The organism is Mycobacterium sp. 4D054, from assembly GCF_052245755.1.
Taxonomy (GTDB): Bacteria; Actinomycetota; Actinomycetes; order Mycobacteriales; family Mycobacteriaceae; genus Mycobacterium.
Window position 1 is genome coordinate 1 of record NZ_JBQQCF010000043.1, and the last position, 15369, is coordinate 15369.

Consider the following 15369-nt stretch of genomic DNA (forward strand, 5'->3'; position numbering starts at 1 on the left):
AGCAAATCACGCACCGTCAACGACACCCCGACCGAACAGGAGGCCACCCCCGCGGCACTGACCACCTGAACCATCACCTCGAAGAATCACACGACGACGTCGTACACCACGTCCCTGGACTTGACCGAGGGCGCAGCGCAAAAGCGTGATCGAAGGGTGTGGCGCTAGCTCATTTGCGCTGGCCCGCCATGGTGGACCGCCTACGCTCTCTTAGGCCGCTGTGCGTCAGAACGACGCGCTGAAGGTTGCCCCGCGGCATCCCTCGGGTCGGCCGTTACGCCCGGGGTGTGACGTCCGCGGCGGTGACGTCCGCGGCCAGCGCTTGATGTAGCAGCTCGATTGCAGCGTCCCAGATTGGATGCGGGTTTCTGCGGTAGTAGACGCGGCCCATGCCGTCTTGTCGCGTGATGAGGCCGGCCTCAGCGAGGTCCTTCAACGGGGTTTGCAGTGCGCTCTGCGCAGGAAAGTTCAACTCGGCGGCTAAGTCGCTGGGGTTGACGAGGCCGTCACCCTGGGCAATGGCGGCCATCGTGGCCAGCCGGTGTTTCTGCCCAAAGACAACCGAGGAGAGCTTCTGCACTCCCGCCGATTGCGCATAGGACACGCCTGACATTCTATTACAGGAATCGTGTTACACAGTTCTTGTTACTGATATCCTGTTACACAGATCCCGTAATGGCTGGTCAGAGCTTAGAGCAGCCTTCCCAACGAGCTGATCGGAGCGGTCTGGTGGCGGACATCAGTGCGAGCGAAGACACGGCTGGTCGACGGCGCAACTGGCGCCACCGGGAGACCCGCGCTTCATCCAAACTCGTGGCCAAGCGTGTCAGCGAGGAAGATCATTCAGCATTGACTCGGTACGCCGAGTCCCGTGGGGTCAAGGTTGCCGAGCTGCTGGCGCCGGCGGTGGAGGACCTCATCGCCCGAGCGCATGCGTTCTGTAAGCAGGACGATGCGCTGCCGCGCCCGTTGAAGGTGTCCTAGAGCCTCGACTGATCCCTGCAGGCCTGAGTCGTCGGCTGGGGCCGTCCAAGCGCGTGCACGCTCTGTACGGCGATCCGGCCCGAATGTGCCCGTAGTCGTGGACAGCGCGAAAGTCGGTCGGGAATGCTGCGCTGTGACGGCCCAGCAACGAAGGCGGACATTTGATGACGGCATTGCTTAGTGACGCCGCGCGCGGCTCGCTACAGGAGGGTGAACCCCGTCCTGATCGCACCAACGGTCTTGTAGACGGCACCAGACCTTCAGCGCTCAACGAGGAGCAATCAGCCTTATCTGCCATTGCGAGGCACTCCCATCAAGCGTCGAAGCTATCGCTCGTCCGTATAACCCGCGCCGCGGCGGTCGGAATCACCGTCCTAGTTGCAGTTTTCAGCTTCGCGCTTTCATTCTCATCGCTGGCTGATCTCGCGGCTCGCACGGTGTGGCCGGACAAGTTCGCGTGGCTGTGGCCGGTCATCATTGACGGGACGATCGTGCTTGCGACGATGGCGCTGGTGGCGTTTTCTGCCTACCCCGAACAGCGCGGACCCCGCCGGTACTTCTGGGCGCTACTGGCGGTGGGCGCAGCAGTCAGCGTGACGGGGAATGCTGTACACGCAATGCTGCCCAACGGCCGGCTGCCCGAGCAGCCATTGGGATCGTGGGGTGCCGCGGCGGTCGCCTGCGTTCCGCCATTGGCGCTGGTTCTCGTGACGCACGGGCTTTCTATTTTGTGGCGATTCACGCCCTACGAGCGGCCCGACGAGACTGCCCAGCGACAGGAACACGCCCTGGCCCTAGCGGCTGACCGCCTTGAACGATGGGAAGCCGTGGCCGCAGCAATTCACGAACGCGGGCAAATGACCTCGTATCCCACAGCTAAGATCGCGGACGCCCTGCGGCTTCTCCACGACACTCAACCGCCCCTTGCGCTGCGTCAGATCGGCCAGCGGCTCGACCTGCGGCACGACACGGTGGCAAGAATCCGAGACGCCGCGAAAAGTGTGCTCGGCGACAGCACCCTATGACCGGGGGCTGCTCGGTCCCCGATTTCTGGTGACGTTTCCGAGCGGTCGTCAGTAGCACCGGGAACGATGAGTGACCCGTCGTCCCAAGTGTGCTGTTCCTCATGACTCTGCCGTCCAAGCGGGTCAGAAACCGGCGCCCTTGCGAACTGATACCCGAAGGCCCCGCCGGCCCTCTTCGACCACGATGCGGTCCATGATTTCTGCGCGCAGATGATCCGGGAGCTGGGCGGCCTGCCAGTGGCGCTCCTCGTACACGTCGTCGACAGCCTCCAGGGATCGTGCGGCGATAGCGCGGAGTGCGTAATAGGCACCCCCGTATGCGTGTTGTGGCACGTGGACAGTGGCGACGGCCTGGCCGGCGGCGTGAGCAGCGGCGATAGCAGCTGGATCCGTGATCGCTTTGGCGGCCGAATGGGCGTCCAGCGATGCCTTACGGATAACGGCCATGCTGAACTGACCAGTGCTGACCCACTCACGCCCGGTCTCGATTGCCCGCCGGGGACGCAGGTCGATGCGATCAACCGCCTCGAAGGTCGGCAACACGCGCTCGGCGCAATCAAGTGCCCATGTCGCCATCGCACGCTGATCGTCACGCGAGTACTTCCTCACTGGCACCACCTCTCGTAAGGGGACAAGACCGCCCACAACGTCAGTCTGGCGTGTCACGGACCTCATCAGACAAAGCAACTAGTCGGCGAAATGCCTTCAACTGAAACTGTTGTTCGGTTCGGCCGTCGCTAAACGACGTCGCCGGCCCCGGCTCCGCCCAACAATCTCTTGGGGGAGCCAGCCGCCGAAGATTCATCATCGGCCCCGCCGCCGGGTTATTGCCGCCAACACTGCGGCGACCTCAGCACGTCCAGGGCCATGCAGTGCTTCCCGTCCGATTTCCCTTCCACGGGCGTGCTCCTGGCGCTCAGCTTCGCGCTGGAGTGCCTGTTCCGCGCGCTGAGCGGCCTCAGCAGCAGCGGCTGCTTCCGCGTAGGCCATAGGCCGCACCGACAGCTCGTTGTGCGCCGTGTACGCCGCCAGGATGGCTCCGATCAGCCCGATCGGCCGAGGGGGTGCATCAGAAATCCGGTGGCCACCGATCAGCCAGTCCGACACAGCCGCGTTCAGGTCCTCGGCGGTCCATCCGGCACGGGCCGGCGCGGCCAGAACCGCTGCCCAGGCGCCGGTACCGTACTTGCGTGACCACGGTGGAGCCTTGGGATGCTCGCGCCACGTTCGCGCCAGGCGCTGCCCGTCCTTGTCGATGCTTCGGCGGCGCGTAGCGACGCCTTGTCGGGCGCCTCCGGCGCCCGCGTGGGTAGTAACCAGTCTTCTTAAAGGTGAGATAGCTGTCTTAAGTGGGGACCGTTCCAGATGGGGTGTCAGTATGTGGATAACCCGGGTGACCTGCTGGTTGTCGTGCAGCGCCCAGACTGAGGCCCACCCGCGGGATTGGTCACCCATCCGCCAGGACGCCATCCGCTCCACGAACGTCCGCTGGCGGCCGCGGACCACCTCGGTGGCCACGCCGAGCAGACGTAAGCACTCCCGCGCGCGCTGAACAGTGCGTTCCGAGAACCCCGTCCGCGTCGCGAGAGTCGCCACACTCGGTCGGCAGTTTCGTCCGGTGCTGCGGTCAGCGAAGCGCGCCATTTCCGCGGCGATGGTTACCACGGCTCGCTTGGAGACCGGCGCCGTCATCTGTGCCCGGATCTGCGGGTACCGCTGGTCGTAGGCGCACGCCACCGTGACCTGCGCCCAACGTGTAGGGCCTCCGCTCCAGCACGCGACGCCGGCATGGGCGTCCGACTCGAGTTCGAGGTTGACGAACTGGGCGGGAGAGGGCAGATCGCGCCCGGCCATACGGCGACCACGACGGATAGCCAAGACGTCCGCCACCGGAGTGGTGCGGATCGTGCCGCGGCGACGCACGGCGGTACTGCAGCCGCGATATGCACGGGGCGAATTGTCCACATTCGGGGTGGACATATGGAGAAACGCGGTGCGCAAGTCTGGACCAGTGCCAACGCATGCGCTACCGTGAGACCTGTCTTCCACGACAGTTCCCTTCGGGGAATGTGGCGTTCGCGCCCGACCCGCCCTCCGGTTGCAGCCGGGGGGCAAAGTCGTTTTATCGGCGCTTTCGCCTATTCAGATGTGGGATGTTGGCAGTGGTTCCTCACGGCACCACCGGCGTCGTCACATCGCCAAGGGCAAACCCTCCTGAATCGCTGGTAGGGGTAGGGCAGCCCCGAGGATCTCGGCTATGGCACCGGCGTTGTACACCGAGCGGGGGAGTCCAGCGTCCTGTGCTCGCGCGACGAGCTCGCCAGCGACGGCTGGGTGGACTCGTACTGTGCAATGTCTCGTTGCGGTGTTGGGTCGTGTCAGTGCGTGAACGTCGGTGCCGACGCGGAGGGTCAGGATCAGCTGGTGGTGTCGAACAAGGTCAGGTCGGTCGACGTGCCACGCCAGGAGGTCGGCCAGAAATGGTGACCGGTCGAGACAACCGCGCGTCTGGTCCACCAGGCGTTCTAGGTTCGGCCAGAAGGTGGCAGTGACGACCACTCGCGGACCGAGGTGCGGGCGGCCGCGGGGTGTAGCCGCCTGTTGTGCGGTCACTGCGTTGCTCCTCTCACGGTCGTTTCGCGCTTGTCGCTGGTCCCCTGACCGGCGTCGATCTTGTGACCTCTGCGGCTCCTGATGCGTGTGGTACTTGACGAAGTTTCGCACGCAAGTGGCGGATTAACCGCCGAGACACGCTGGTCACCACCAGATCGTGGCGGGGTTCGGGCAGAGCTGATCCTTACGCACCCTCTTTCAGAAAAGCCACCGACACGCCGGGGATTGGAGTCCGAATCGTGATCTTGAGGTGTCGGCATCGAGATTCACGGCGAATGTGCCTGTGGTGGTGGACCCGTCAGCACCTGCACTTCTATCGTCCGACTCATGAACTCCTTCGTGGCGCATCTGCTGGCTGCGGTGCTTGCCGACGCAGCGGATCAGTTGTCTGGCACACCGCTCAGCGCGCAGGTTCCGGTGGCAGACAGAACCGTCTCGTGCTGCGGAGGCGCTGAGGCAGGGGGTCGCTAATGGCCACCGCGGCCGAGGTCGTGGCGGCAGTCGACCACATCATGCGGTTCAAGCCCGACTGGCGCGGAACCCTCAACGACTCCGACTTCGCTGCACTCAACGACATGTACCAACGGGCGAAACATCACCCGGAAGAGTGGCTGAGCAACCGCGATCTGCCCACCACGATCGATGACAAGTACCTGGGCGCGCTGCGGCTGGACAATCCGACGCTGTTCGACGGGGCGAAGTTGGTCGACCCTCCGGGCGCGCCCCCGGCGACAGTGCCGGCCAGTGTCGACGCCCCGGCCGCGCCAGGCCAGGCTCCAGCGCCGGCTGATGATGGCTTCTCGGGTCGCGCGGCTGAGGCTTCTCAGCGTGTCGATGACGCGCTGGCCAAGAACACGACCGCACTGGCCGAGGCCGACGAGGAACTTGTCGACGCGGTGCTGGGTGCCAAAACCGGTTCCGATGAGGGCAAGGCGCAGCTGCAGGCGCTGCAGGCCGCACTGGTCGACCAAATCCACAAGCTGGGACCGACTTTGGACACTCCGGCCGGTCAGCAGCAGCTCAACGACTTTCTGCAGAGCAAGACCCAGGAAATCCTGGGCATCGTCAAGTCCTCCGGCATGGACGCCGAATCCAAAGCTGAAGTGCTCGACGCGCTTTCGCAGCGCTATGACGCGGTGAAGGACTCGGCCGGCTCTGGTACTGGTTCACCCGCGGACCCGGCTGCGGCCGGGGGCAACGGCCAAAACGGTAGCGACACAACCGGATCGTCGGGCGGTGCACCGGCCCCGGCGCCAGTCGACGCTGGTACCGGGGCGGGCGACCCCCTGGCCAGCGACCCTCTGCTGAACGGGCTGGCCTCTGACCCGTTGATGGCGGGCCTTGGTGGGCTGGCCGGCCCGGCGATGGGTGCCCTGTCTGGCCTTCCGGGCGCGATAGGCTCGATGATGCCGGGAATGGGCGGCCTTGGTGGGGGAGGTGGACTAGGAGATCTGGGCGGTGCGATCGGCGGCGCGATCAAGGAAGCTGCGTCCGCGCGCCCGCCGGAAGACCCTGCCGAGACGCTCAAGGATGATCCGCTGGCGGCCAAGCCGGACGGTCCTGAGCAGGACAGCCCCGAGGACGAGAAGACCGACGAGGCCGCCGCTGCCGACGAGAGCAAGACGGAGGCGCCGGAGTCCGAGCCCGCGGCGGCCAAGCCTGCTGACGGCGCACAGCCTCAGCCGGTAGCCGCTGAGACCGGCCAGGTTCCTCCTGCTGCCCAGCCTGGCCCCGATGTGTCGGTGAAGCTGCCGGACGGGTCGACGGTCACTGCAGAGAGCCCGCAGCTGGCTCATGCCGGCCGCCTGGTCCTCGACGGTGCCAGCCTCGACGACGCGGCCGGGCAGGCCCAGATCACGGTGCTGCCCCCTGGCGCCCCGGTCAACGAGCCGGTCTCGCCCAGCCAACTGAAAATGATGGATTACGCCCAGTTCACTGATCACCGGGTGATGGCGCTGGGCAATGGCAAGGTCTGGTTGAACGGACAGGTCACACCTGTCGAGGAGATGCCCACCGGCCCGAATTTCCTGGGCTGGGCGCGTCCGCAGGTCCAGGCAGCCCCCGCAGCTCCGGCAGCAACCGTGCTGGCGGGGGCCAATTAGGTGTCCGCACGTACAGACGAACGGGGTTAAATTATGGGTGTGGTAGTACAGGTCGATCCCTCTGAGCTGCGTCGTCGCGCTGAGGTGCATGCGCAGGCGATTGATCAGATCGTGGCCGCACGCGCCGACAACGAGCGGATGACGACCGAGGCGCAAACCTTGGGTCCGCTGTATCACCAGGTCAAGGCGTCGGTTAGCGAGGTCGCGGCCAAGCGCGACGCCGCGCTGGCCAGTGAGCAGGCTCGACATGAGCAGATGCGTGACGCCCTGCTGACCTCGGCCGCTGAGTACGAGCGAGTCGAGGCTGAGAACCGGGCGAGCGTGACGATCAGCCCGTCCGATACTTAAGGGGGGCTGGTGTTTGAGTCGGCGCAGCAGACAACGGTGGAAGCCTTCGAGGCCACCAGCCACGACGAGTCCATCATCGTCTCTGTCGACCGTCAGGGGGCGTCGGTCGGGGTGCAATTGGAGCCCGAGGCGATGGACCTCGCCGACGAAGAGCTGGCGGCGCGGATCATCCGACTGAATACCCTGGCCTACCTGCGATCACAGCTGGCGCTGCGGCTGGAAATGGAAGGCAACCGCGTGGAGAACGTGGGCTCGTTTTTGCCCACCGAGGAACAGGTGGCCGCGTTCGCGAAGACCATCGACTTTTAAGGGGGAAGACATGCCAAGCAGTGGGGGGCCAGTCGTTGATGTCGACTTCGGCGGTATGGCCACTGTCGCCGCGACGATGACCTCGGCCGCCGGCAGCCTGGCCGCGCTGGCCGCCGTGCCCCCCGTTCACGCCCCGCTCGCGCCAGACGAAGTGTCGACCACGGCCGCGGCCCGGCTCTCCGAGCATGGGGGAGTGCTGTCCAGTCGGGCATTGGATGGCGCCGCAGTCCTCACCGCCGCCGCCCAAGCCGTGGCCGCGGCGAGCACGAACATGGCCGAAATCGAAGCCTCCAATGCCGCATCACTGGCGTTGGGAGGCGCACCCGCGGCACCGGTAGGCGGACCGGCGACCCAAGCGGCAGTCAAGACCAACGCGGTAGCTCCTGACACGCCAATCTCCCCGATGGCTCCGCGTCCCGGAGAGGCGACCGCGGGGCTGATCGAGGCGGGCAGCAGCAGCACCGGCGTTACCTTTCACACCGCATGTCAGGCCTACCAGGGTGCCTTCGAAGCGTGCGCCGTCGCCGCCCGTAACGCCGAGAGCGCCGTGGCGGCTGGCATCACCGGGCGGACCGGACCGAAGCTGGCAGCCTCGCTGAACAAATTCGCGTCCTGGGCCGATCAGATGGCATCCCACTCCGCCACAGTGGCCCAAGCCGCACAAGATCACGGTGGCCGCTTCGACCGCACCCAGCAAGAAACCCCGCGCACCCAGGCATTCGCCGACACGCGGCAGAACATGACCCGCGCGCAGATGCTGATGATGCAGACCAGCGGCCTGATGGGTGCTGACCAGTTCGCGCGGTATAGCAGCCACCTGCAGCAGCTCGACACCACAGCCACCACGGCAGGGGTGTCCTACCACCTCTCGGAGCTGCCCCAGGCCCCGCCGCCGCCACCGCCGGTCACCGACATCGTGAACGACGGGGCCAGCGCACCCAGCGAGGGGTCCGGACAGCCAGGAGAGCGCAAGCCCAGCGACAGCGAAGATCAGTCCGATACAGCTGCGTCGTCAGATACCGGCGCCGCGGCTGGCGCGACCGGGGCCAGCGACCCCTTGGCCGACCCGCTGGCCGATCCTGCCGCGGATCCTCTGCTGGCCGGCGGCGAGGGCACGTCAGCGATGGGCGGTGACTCGATGCAGCAGATGCTGCCGATGGCGGCGATGGTTCCCTCCATGCTCGCGGGTGCTCTCGGTGGCGCCATGGGTGCAGTAACTAGCGTCCCGCAGCAGCTGATGGGGGCCGCTCAGCAGGTCATGCAAGGTGCTGCGTCGAGCCTGCAGGAGGAGCCTGACCTCGGCCTCGACGACACTCCGCTCGACGACGCGGGCCTGTCCGACTTCGGCGGCGGCGGCCTCGGCAGCGGCGGTGGTGGCGGTGGTGGCGGTATGGAGCCAGCCGGACTCGACACCTCCCTGCCCCCTGGCGGAGGCGCACTGGCCGCCGCTTCAGCGCCCACCGGAGGAGCACCGTCGCTGCCAGCCACCAGTGGAGCGGTCCCACCCGGCTCACCCGCACCCGCCGGCGCCGGAATGGGCGGTATGGGAATGATGCCGCCGATGATGGGGGGCATGGGCGCCGGTGGCGGCGCAGGTGGCGACCGGGCGAAGCCGCCACCGGACAAGACCGTGGTAATCCCCTCCATTCCGAACGGGGAACCAGTCAAAGGCGAGGTCGAGCGCCGCCAAACCGTCAGCGTGGACAACGCCGCCGCGAGCAAAGCCGGACCCACCGACCAGGCTGCGCCCGGGCGTCCGCGTCGCCGCGTCACGATGCCACCCGACCCCGAAGGGGATGCGAAATGACCGCAGCGCACGGATCCGCCCCACGCCCGGCGACCGCACCGGTCAACGGTGCCCGCCCGACCGCCTACGAATCGGACGCCGAGCTGGTTGCCCGCAACGTTGCGCGCATCGAGCGGGTGCAACAGACCCTGCGGGATCTGCGCAAGAAGTGGGCCAGCATCGACGTGCACATGGAGAGCGCCGATGGCGATGTCCAGCTGTCGGTCAATCACCACGGGCGACTGGTGTCGCTGTCGCTGGCCCCTGGATGCACGACCCGCTACACGAACGAGGGACTCGAGCGGGCCATCAGCACAACATTGCAGGCCGCGGTCGCCGACGCCTACGCCGAGCGTGACGTCATCGAGCAGAACGCAGAAGAGGCAGCCCGAGAGGCCGCCCAGCTGCTCGACAATCTCCAGTGATGCAGAGCCGAAGCGGGCTGGATATGGCGGATCGGGCCGTGCTGGTAGCCACATGTTGCCTATCGGCGTTACGGTTGATGCATGAGTGAGGGCACGTCACCGCAGGTCGGACCCGCTGCTGCGGGTCCCGGCTCGCCGTGGGCACCCCCGCGCGGACCAGGGCAGCCACCCATGGGCGGATTCCCGCCGGGCACCCCGACCGGAGTGCTACCCCCTCATCCACCGCACGCGGCCCCGTTCCCGCCACCGGCCGCCCCGCCACGTCCACGTACGTCCAAGTTGGTGTGGGGACTCTCGGGTGGCGCAGTCGCACTCGCGCTCGCGGCGGTCGTGATGGGCGCTCTTGCCTGGACGCGCCCCGACCCAGCGCCGGTCACCACAACAGTCACGCCCTCCGCACCTGTTTACAGCGCCGAGGAAGTCAGCGCTGCCCGCGACGAGGCGTGCGCGGCAGCCAAGTCGGTGGTTGCCGCCGTCTACGAGGCCTCCGTGCCCCTCGTAGCGGCGCTTCCCAACCGGGACAGCCCGGAATACAAAGCCGCACTCGCCAATGAGCAGGCCGTGGTCCTGGTGGAGATGGAGTACCTGCGGCTGCACACCCCGCCTGCCACGCCACGCGAAATTGCCGACCCGATGGGTGACTACATCGACGCCACGCTTGCCGTGCTGGCCGCCGATACCAGCGGCCAGGACCGCAACCTACCCGCACAGCAGGGCCAGACCGCGATGGACAAAGTCCACGCGGCCTGCCAGAAGTAGAAGGGACAACTTAATGCCTGCAGTTACCAAGCCCTTCAACCTCAAGCCGGTCGAGGCTCAAGCCGCGAACGCGTCGGCCCCTGCCTTGGTCGCCGAGACTGTGGCCCAAGCGCCCTCTGGCGCAGCGTCATCCGGCGCTGCCGCTGCCTGCGCCGCTCGGCCGATGTGGGCGCCGCTGACAGAGACCATTGCCGAGGATGAAGCAATTCGCCAGGGCCTCAACGCTGGCGGTGGACGGCGGATCGCGGGCATCTATCAGCGCAAGGTTGAGTCCGTCACGTCGATGGAAACGATCGAGAACGAGAACCGTCAGTCGCTCACCCTCATCCCCAGCGGCGGGACCGTGGCGGTATGACCACTTACGCGACCCACCAGCACCCCCAACCCGGTGGTCCACCCGCACCTCCCCCCCAAAACGCGGGTGGGCCACCAGCTCAACTGACACCGCGACCACGCCGCGCCGGAATCGTCGCCGCTGCAAGCGCATTTGCCATTGCCGCCGCCTCGACAGTAGGAACGGCGGTCGTGCTCGGCAGCCCGATCACACCTGCTCAGCACACTGTCAATGTGGTGGCACCACCGCCGGCTGAGCCCAGCGGTGCGGAGATCCAAATGGCGAAGACAAGCGCCTGCATGGCATGGGATACGGCTGCACGTTCAACAGCGCGAGCAAGCAGAGAAAGCGCAGCGGTGCTTGCCGCAGAACCCAACTCACAAGCACCTGCAAGTGCGGCTGCGCTAGCCATGGAGAAGAGAACCGGCATGGCCGCAATCACGCATCTACGGGCGAACGTGGCTCCCGCAACGCCACGGGCCATTTCGGACCCAATTGACCAGTGGATCAGGGCTAGTGTCGACGCGATGCACGCCATGAATCAGCGTGACTGGGGCGAGGCGGAGAGAGTCCAGCAGCGAGGGAATGACCTTGTGGATGTGATCGCGCCTGCGTGCGGGTTGCGCTAATGCCATCGACAGGGGGAGGGGCGGGATCGTATGGCCCGCTGATCGTTACGCCGGACATGGTTCCGCCGGACGCCGCGCACTGGGACGCCCAGGAGCAGTCCTACAAGGCGGGAGCGACGGCGTGGGACGGTATCCACCAGCAGATCGTGCAGGATAATGCCGCATTCCGCGACGCGGCCGACTCCACGGGATTCGATAGCGCACATCAGGCTGGAGCAATGCTGGCTGAGGAAGCCAAGACCATCAGTGAGTGGCACGCAGGTGTTGCGAAGAAGTGCAACGGAATTGCCGTCGTGCTGCGCGAAACCGCCGCGGGGCAAGACCAGCTGGTCCGTGATGCGGATACTGCGATCAACGCTGCCAAGCTCCCGGGCGAGCGCGAAACCCTGGTAGCTACTTACCACGCCCAGGCCCGGACCCAGACTGGGTGGGGCGTGGAAGCGGCGATGGCGCTGCATACATCGTTCAAGGCGACCGCTGAAAACACCCGTGCTCTTGACCTTCTCACTCGCTACGGTGACATCGCGGCGAGCCCTAGCATTCAACCCGTCGATCATGAGACCTCCCCTGGCATCGCGCAGGAAGACGATCCATACAAGCGGACTTCGAAACCCGAACTCGGCGAAGAGAAGTCGGCGCCGGAAGCGGCCAAGGACGCCAGCGGCGCACCGTCGACACAGGCAGGCATCAAACCTGCCACCCAGGCAGGCCAGGGTGCGGGCGACACCGGGATTGCGACAGCGACCGGCCCGGTAACCCAAGCGACTCCGGGTGTGACATCGCCCCGGCAATCGGCCTCGTCACTTGGTGGTATGCCGTCGATGGGCGGCATGGGCACTGGCGGCGGTGGTGGGCTTGGCTCGGGCGGCCTTGGTTCCGGGGGCGGTATGCCGAAGATGCCGGGCGGGCTTGGGGGCGGTGGAATGCCGGGCATGGGCTCGAACCCCTTGAGTAGCGGTATGGGTCAGGTCCCGGGCGCCGGAAGCGGCTTGCCCGGTGGAGGGGTTCCAGGCGCGAGCACCGGCGCTGGTTCACCGGCCGCGGCGTTTACCCAGGGAATGTCGACAGGGGCGAGCATCGGTGGTGGGATGCCGTCCACGCCGCCAGCTCCTCCGAGTCCGTCGCCGGCGCTGACTGGAGGGGGACACGCGGCACCGGTGGCACCGGTTTCGGCTGCTCCCGGCGGTGGCGTGTCACCGGCCTCGGCTCAGCCGGGCATGGTCGCTCCCCCCGCTTCAGCTGCCGCCGCTCCGACCGGGGCAGGAATGGGTACTGGTGGTGGCGCCCCGATGATGCTGCCGCCTGGGTCGATGGGTCCACCGGCCGGCGCTGCGCCGCCGCCTCCGGCGACGGTCCCCGCGGGCACGCTCGCCGCGGGCGGCAATGCGCCTGCCACGTCGCCGCCGCCAGCAGGCGCCGGAGGTGGTGCGACGCTGATCCCGGCGAGTGTGGTTGCCGCGGGCCAGTCCGCTGCGGCCCGGGAGCGGCGGGAGTCGGCCGATGCGGCGGCCGCCAAGGAGTTGGCGTGGAAGTTGCAGCACGCTGCTCAGGCGGTTGGTTACCCGATCGAGTGGGCGGTGGGCGTATTCCGCTCTCCAAGCGGCACTGAAACTGTTGTCACGTCTAATGATGGGGCCAGCTACATTCCCGCTGGTGTCTACGTGCCTCGCTCGGCACGCGTACTGGCAACGGATCCTTTGGTGGACGACCACTTTCGGCAGCTGTGGTTCGGTTGGGCTGACCCGGCGCGAGTGCTCATCGAATACGCGCAGCTGCGCGCTGAAATGGGTTGGCGCCTGGTGGCGGCTGCGACGACAGGGCCGTTAACGGCGTTGCGCGATGCCGGTGTTGAGCATCCGCCGTCGTGCACGCGACAGACGAACCCGCTGCTTCAACCGGGCCAGCAGACCGCTGCGCCCGGAATGGACGGGATGCACGAGCACCGCCTGGCGGCGCTGTGGCCTGATGTGTACCCGCGGCTGCTGCGGGTGATGGACGCTGACCCCCTGCTCCAGGACAGGATCGTGGCTGCGGCCAGCGCCCTGCTGATGAACACGGCCACTACCCAGGGTGTCGCGGTCGAAGGCGGGATCCCCAACGCGGTCCGTCAGATCTGGCTGACACGCGGCGGAGATCAGGATCCAAGCCCACAGCAGTGGGCTGAGTACGACGCGGCAGCCAAGGACTTCAATACTGTGACGTCAATTTTCCGGCCGGGTTTCGTTGGTCAGGCCGATCCGAGCGAGACTATTGAAGAACTTGCTCGTTATCGCGCGCACTGGATGGTGGCACGCACCGCCGAGCTAATTGGCGGATGGGCTACACGCCCGCTGCCGCTGCCCGACATGTGTTACGCAGCTGCGGCCGCCGGTAACGTCCATATCCGCGATCTGATCGTTGAGTCATTGGCCAGCGTCGAAGAGGACCTCGTGCACGCTGGGTGAACCCGCCCAGCCCGTGCAGGCGTCGACTTGACGCCAGCCCAGCAACCTCGCCGAAACTCGTTCGCAGTCAATTTGGCTGCGGTGGTGGCTGACTCGTTGTTTTGCACGGTACGGTTTTAGGGTGCCGATGAATCTGGCTTCCAAGACACAGGTGCGAGGGCATTACTTCCTGCGCCGGCGGCTGGGATTTGCATTTCAGCGCCGGTCGGTGCGTATGCAAACCGACCGTATGCGCACGCAGCGATTGATGCTGATGATTTCGGCGCTGCTCGCTGTCCTGGTGATGGTGGGGGCGCTCGTGGTGGGCTGGCTACGGCCCGCGGGCTTGGTGAACGACTCCAAAATCGTGGCCGACCGCAAACTCGGCACGGTCTTCGTGTCAGTGGACGGTCGGCTTCACCCGGCGCTGAATCTGGTGTCGGCATGGCTGATCGCCGGACAACCGTCCGAGCCGACGTTCGTCAGTCCCGACGACCTCGCCAAGTGGCCGCGGGGGCCGCTGGTCGGCATCGAAGGCGCTCCCACCGAGCCGCCCAAGGTGCTCACCCCTGAGGTGTCGCGGTGGGCAGTGTGCGACACGGCGTCTGAGACGATGAGCGGGCGTCCGGTAATCACTGGGATAAATGGTGACCTCACGCTGGGCGACCGCGCCCGCGAGGTCTCCGCTGACACTGCGGTTCTTGGAATCTTCAACGAGCAGGCGTATGTCATCACCAATGGCGTGCGGATGCCGGTCGACCTTTCCGACAGGGCAGTAGTGGAGCCGTTGGGTTTGGAGGAAGCCGGTGCCCCGGTTGTTCTCTCTCAGGCCATGGTGGACGCTTTGCCTGCCGGTAGGCCCCTGGTCGTCCCGGGCGTGCCGGGGGCGGGCCAGCCCAGCACGGTCAACCTGGGTACACCAACACCGTTGGTGAACGGCGCGGTCGTGGTGTCTCAGGACGTGGCCTCGGGTCAAGACCAGTTTTACGTGGTACTCGGCAATGGTGTGCAGCCGGTGACCTCTGTGGTCGCGGCTATGCTGCGGCAGCGCGATTCATTCGGCGTCTCGCAACCTCCCCGCATCTCCCCGGACGTCTTGGGCGATGTCCCCGTGCGGGACGTGCTCGACGTGACCGGGTATCCCGCAGAGCCACTCAAAGTTGTGGACTGGCGCGCCGACCCGGTGCTGTGCGTGGCGTGGGACCGCGGAGCCACGGATCGGCAAGCCCGGCAACGACTTCTGGTCGGCCGAGCATTGCCGGTGACGGCTGAGCAGGAAGCGCATCTGGTTCCTCTGGTCGTCAGCACTGCGGACCAAGGCACGCTGGCCGACCAGGTTCTGCTCGCTGACAATCCGGCAACGTGGGTCTCGACGACGGGTTCGAGCGCTGAGTCCGCTCGTCGGGAAACCCTTTGGCTGATCAGTGAATCCGGCGCGCGCTACGGCGTGCCGTTTGACGATGAAGCACTGCAATCGCTGGGGCTTAAGAGTGTCGCGCCGCGTTTGGCGCCGTGGCCACTGCTTCGTGTGTGGCCCGCAGGCCCGGAGCTGTCGAAGCAGGCGGCGATGACGATGCACGACACGTTGGCCGGCTCCGCGGCCCCGATCACCGAGCAAGGACGGTAGACCGC

The 15369-nt window shown here is 66.5% G+C and carries 14 protein-coding genes; 11 read left to right on the forward strand and 3 right to left on the reverse strand.

Annotated features, from left to right (window positions below):
• Positions 1-274 precede the first annotated feature (274 nt).
• Positions 275-613 (reverse strand): helix-turn-helix domain-containing protein, encoded by a 339-nt coding sequence (locus ACTWP6_RS23880; RefSeq protein ID WP_443188964.1) that lies wholly within the window; start codon positions 611-613, stop codon positions 275-277.
• Between the two features lie 236 nt (positions 614-849).
• On the opposite strand from ACTWP6_RS23880, the gene ACTWP6_RS23885 reads away from it, so the two are divergent.
• Both ACTWP6_RS23885 and ACTWP6_RS23890 read left to right on the forward strand, forming a co-directional pair.
• Positions 850-984 carry a hypothetical protein gene (locus ACTWP6_RS23885; RefSeq protein WP_443188965.1) on the forward strand — a complete coding sequence of 45 codons (135 nt, stop codon included), beginning with the start codon at positions 850-852 and terminating at the stop codon, positions 982-984.
• A gap of 164 nt (positions 985-1148) precedes the next feature.
• Positions 1149-2009: a DUF2637 domain-containing protein gene (locus tag ACTWP6_RS23890; protein ID WP_443188966.1), complete on the forward strand. Its 861-nt coding sequence runs from the start codon at positions 1149-1151 to the stop codon at positions 2007-2009.
• A gap of 123 nt (positions 2010-2132) precedes the next feature.
• Here ACTWP6_RS23890 and ACTWP6_RS23895 read toward each other — a convergent pair whose 3' ends face one another.
• A complete protein-coding gene (locus ACTWP6_RS23895) occupies positions 2133-2618 on the reverse strand; it encodes a putative immunity protein (protein ID WP_443188967.1) in 486 nt (161 codons plus the stop codon).
• 195 nt (positions 2619-2813) lie between these two features.
• Positions 2814-3863: a helix-turn-helix domain-containing protein gene (locus tag ACTWP6_RS23900; protein WP_443188968.1), complete on the reverse strand. Its 1050-nt coding sequence runs from the start codon at positions 3861-3863 to the stop codon at positions 2814-2816.
• Between the two features lie 1229 nt (positions 3864-5092).
• On the opposite strand from ACTWP6_RS23900, the gene ACTWP6_RS23905 reads away from it, so the two are divergent.
• From ACTWP6_RS23905 to eccB, 9 genes are all read left to right on the forward strand, one after another.
• The gene (locus ACTWP6_RS23905; RefSeq protein WP_443188969.1) at positions 5093-6724 is read left to right on the forward strand and encodes a DUF4226 domain-containing protein; all 1632 of its coding nucleotides are present in this window, start codon (positions 5093-5095) and stop codon (positions 6722-6724) included.
• A gap of 33 nt (positions 6725-6757) precedes the next feature.
• A complete protein-coding gene (locus tag ACTWP6_RS23910; RefSeq protein WP_443188970.1) occupies positions 6758-7072 on the forward strand; it encodes a type VII secretion target in 315 nt (104 codons plus the stop codon).
• A gap of 36 nt (positions 7073-7108) precedes the next feature.
• Complete coding sequence (locus tag ACTWP6_RS23915; RefSeq protein ID WP_443188971.1) at positions 7109-7381, forward strand: DUF2694 domain-containing protein; 273 nt, start codon at positions 7109-7111, stop codon at positions 7379-7381.
• Between the two features lie 10 nt (positions 7382-7391).
• Positions 7392-9188, forward strand: coding sequence for a hypothetical protein (locus ACTWP6_RS23920; protein ID WP_443188972.1), 1797 nt, complete (start codon positions 7392-7394; stop codon positions 9186-9188).
• Entirely contained in the window at positions 9185-9592 is a 408-nt protein-coding gene (locus ACTWP6_RS23925) for a YbaB/EbfC family nucleoid-associated protein (RefSeq protein ID WP_443188973.1), read from the forward strand. Before ACTWP6_RS23920 ends, ACTWP6_RS23925 begins: the two co-directional genes overlap by 4 nt.
• An 81-nt stretch (positions 9593-9673) precedes the next feature.
• On the forward strand, positions 9674-10351 hold the full coding sequence (locus tag ACTWP6_RS23930) for a hypothetical protein (protein WP_443188974.1): 678 nt from the start codon (positions 9674-9676) through the stop codon (positions 10349-10351).
• Positions 10352-10364: 13 nt separating this feature from the next.
• Entirely contained in the window at positions 10365-10706 is a 342-nt protein-coding gene (locus ACTWP6_RS23935) for a hypothetical protein (RefSeq protein WP_112744663.1), read from the forward strand.
• A gap of 607 nt (positions 10707-11313) precedes the next feature.
• Entirely contained in the window at positions 11314-13758 is a 2445-nt protein-coding gene (locus ACTWP6_RS23940) for a hypothetical protein (RefSeq protein ID WP_112744664.1), read from the forward strand.
• A 127-nt stretch (positions 13759-13885) separates the two neighbouring features.
• Positions 13886-15364, forward strand: a complete 1479-nt coding sequence (eccB, locus tag ACTWP6_RS23945; RefSeq protein ID WP_443188997.1) for a type VII secretion protein EccB — start codon at positions 13886-13888, stop codon at positions 15362-15364.
• Positions 15365-15369: the final 5 nt, after the last annotated feature.

Excerpts from the sequence above, each read along its gene's own strand:
- ACTWP6_RS23930 (WP_443188974.1), top strand. The coding sequence starts at position 9,674 with ATGAGTGAGGGCACGTCACCGCAGGTCGGACCCGCTGCTGCGGGTCCC.
- ACTWP6_RS23925 (WP_443188973.1), top strand. The coding sequence starts at position 9,185 with ATGACCGCAGCGCACGGATCCGCCCCACGCCCGGCGACCGCACCGGTC.
- ACTWP6_RS23940 (WP_112744664.1), top strand. The coding sequence starts at position 11,314 with ATGCCATCGACAGGGGGAGGGGCGGGATCGTATGGCCCGCTGATCGTT.
- ACTWP6_RS23920 (WP_443188972.1), top strand. The coding sequence starts at position 7,392 with ATGCCAAGCAGTGGGGGGCCAGTCGTTGATGTCGACTTCGGCGGTATG.
- ACTWP6_RS23910 (WP_443188970.1), top strand. The coding sequence starts at position 6,758 with ATGGGTGTGGTAGTACAGGTCGATCCCTCTGAGCTGCGTCGTCGCGCT.
- ACTWP6_RS23890 (WP_443188966.1), top strand. The coding sequence starts at position 1,149 with ATGACGGCATTGCTTAGTGACGCCGCGCGCGGCTCGCTACAGGAGGGT.
- ACTWP6_RS23935 (WP_112744663.1), top strand. The coding sequence starts at position 10,365 with ATGCCTGCAGTTACCAAGCCCTTCAACCTCAAGCCGGTCGAGGCTCAA.
- eccB (WP_443188997.1), top strand. The coding sequence starts at position 13,886 with ATGAATCTGGCTTCCAAGACACAGGTGCGAGGGCATTACTTCCTGCGC.
- ACTWP6_RS23905 (WP_443188969.1), top strand. The coding sequence starts at position 5,093 with ATGGCCACCGCGGCCGAGGTCGTGGCGGCAGTCGACCACATCATGCGG.
- ACTWP6_RS23900 (WP_443188968.1), bottom strand. The coding sequence starts at position 3,863 with ATGGCCGGGCGCGATCTGCCCTCTCCCGCCCAGTTCGTCAACCTCGAA.
- ACTWP6_RS23880 (WP_443188964.1), bottom strand. The coding sequence starts at position 613 with ATGTCAGGCGTGTCCTATGCGCAATCGGCGGGAGTGCAGAAGCTCTCC.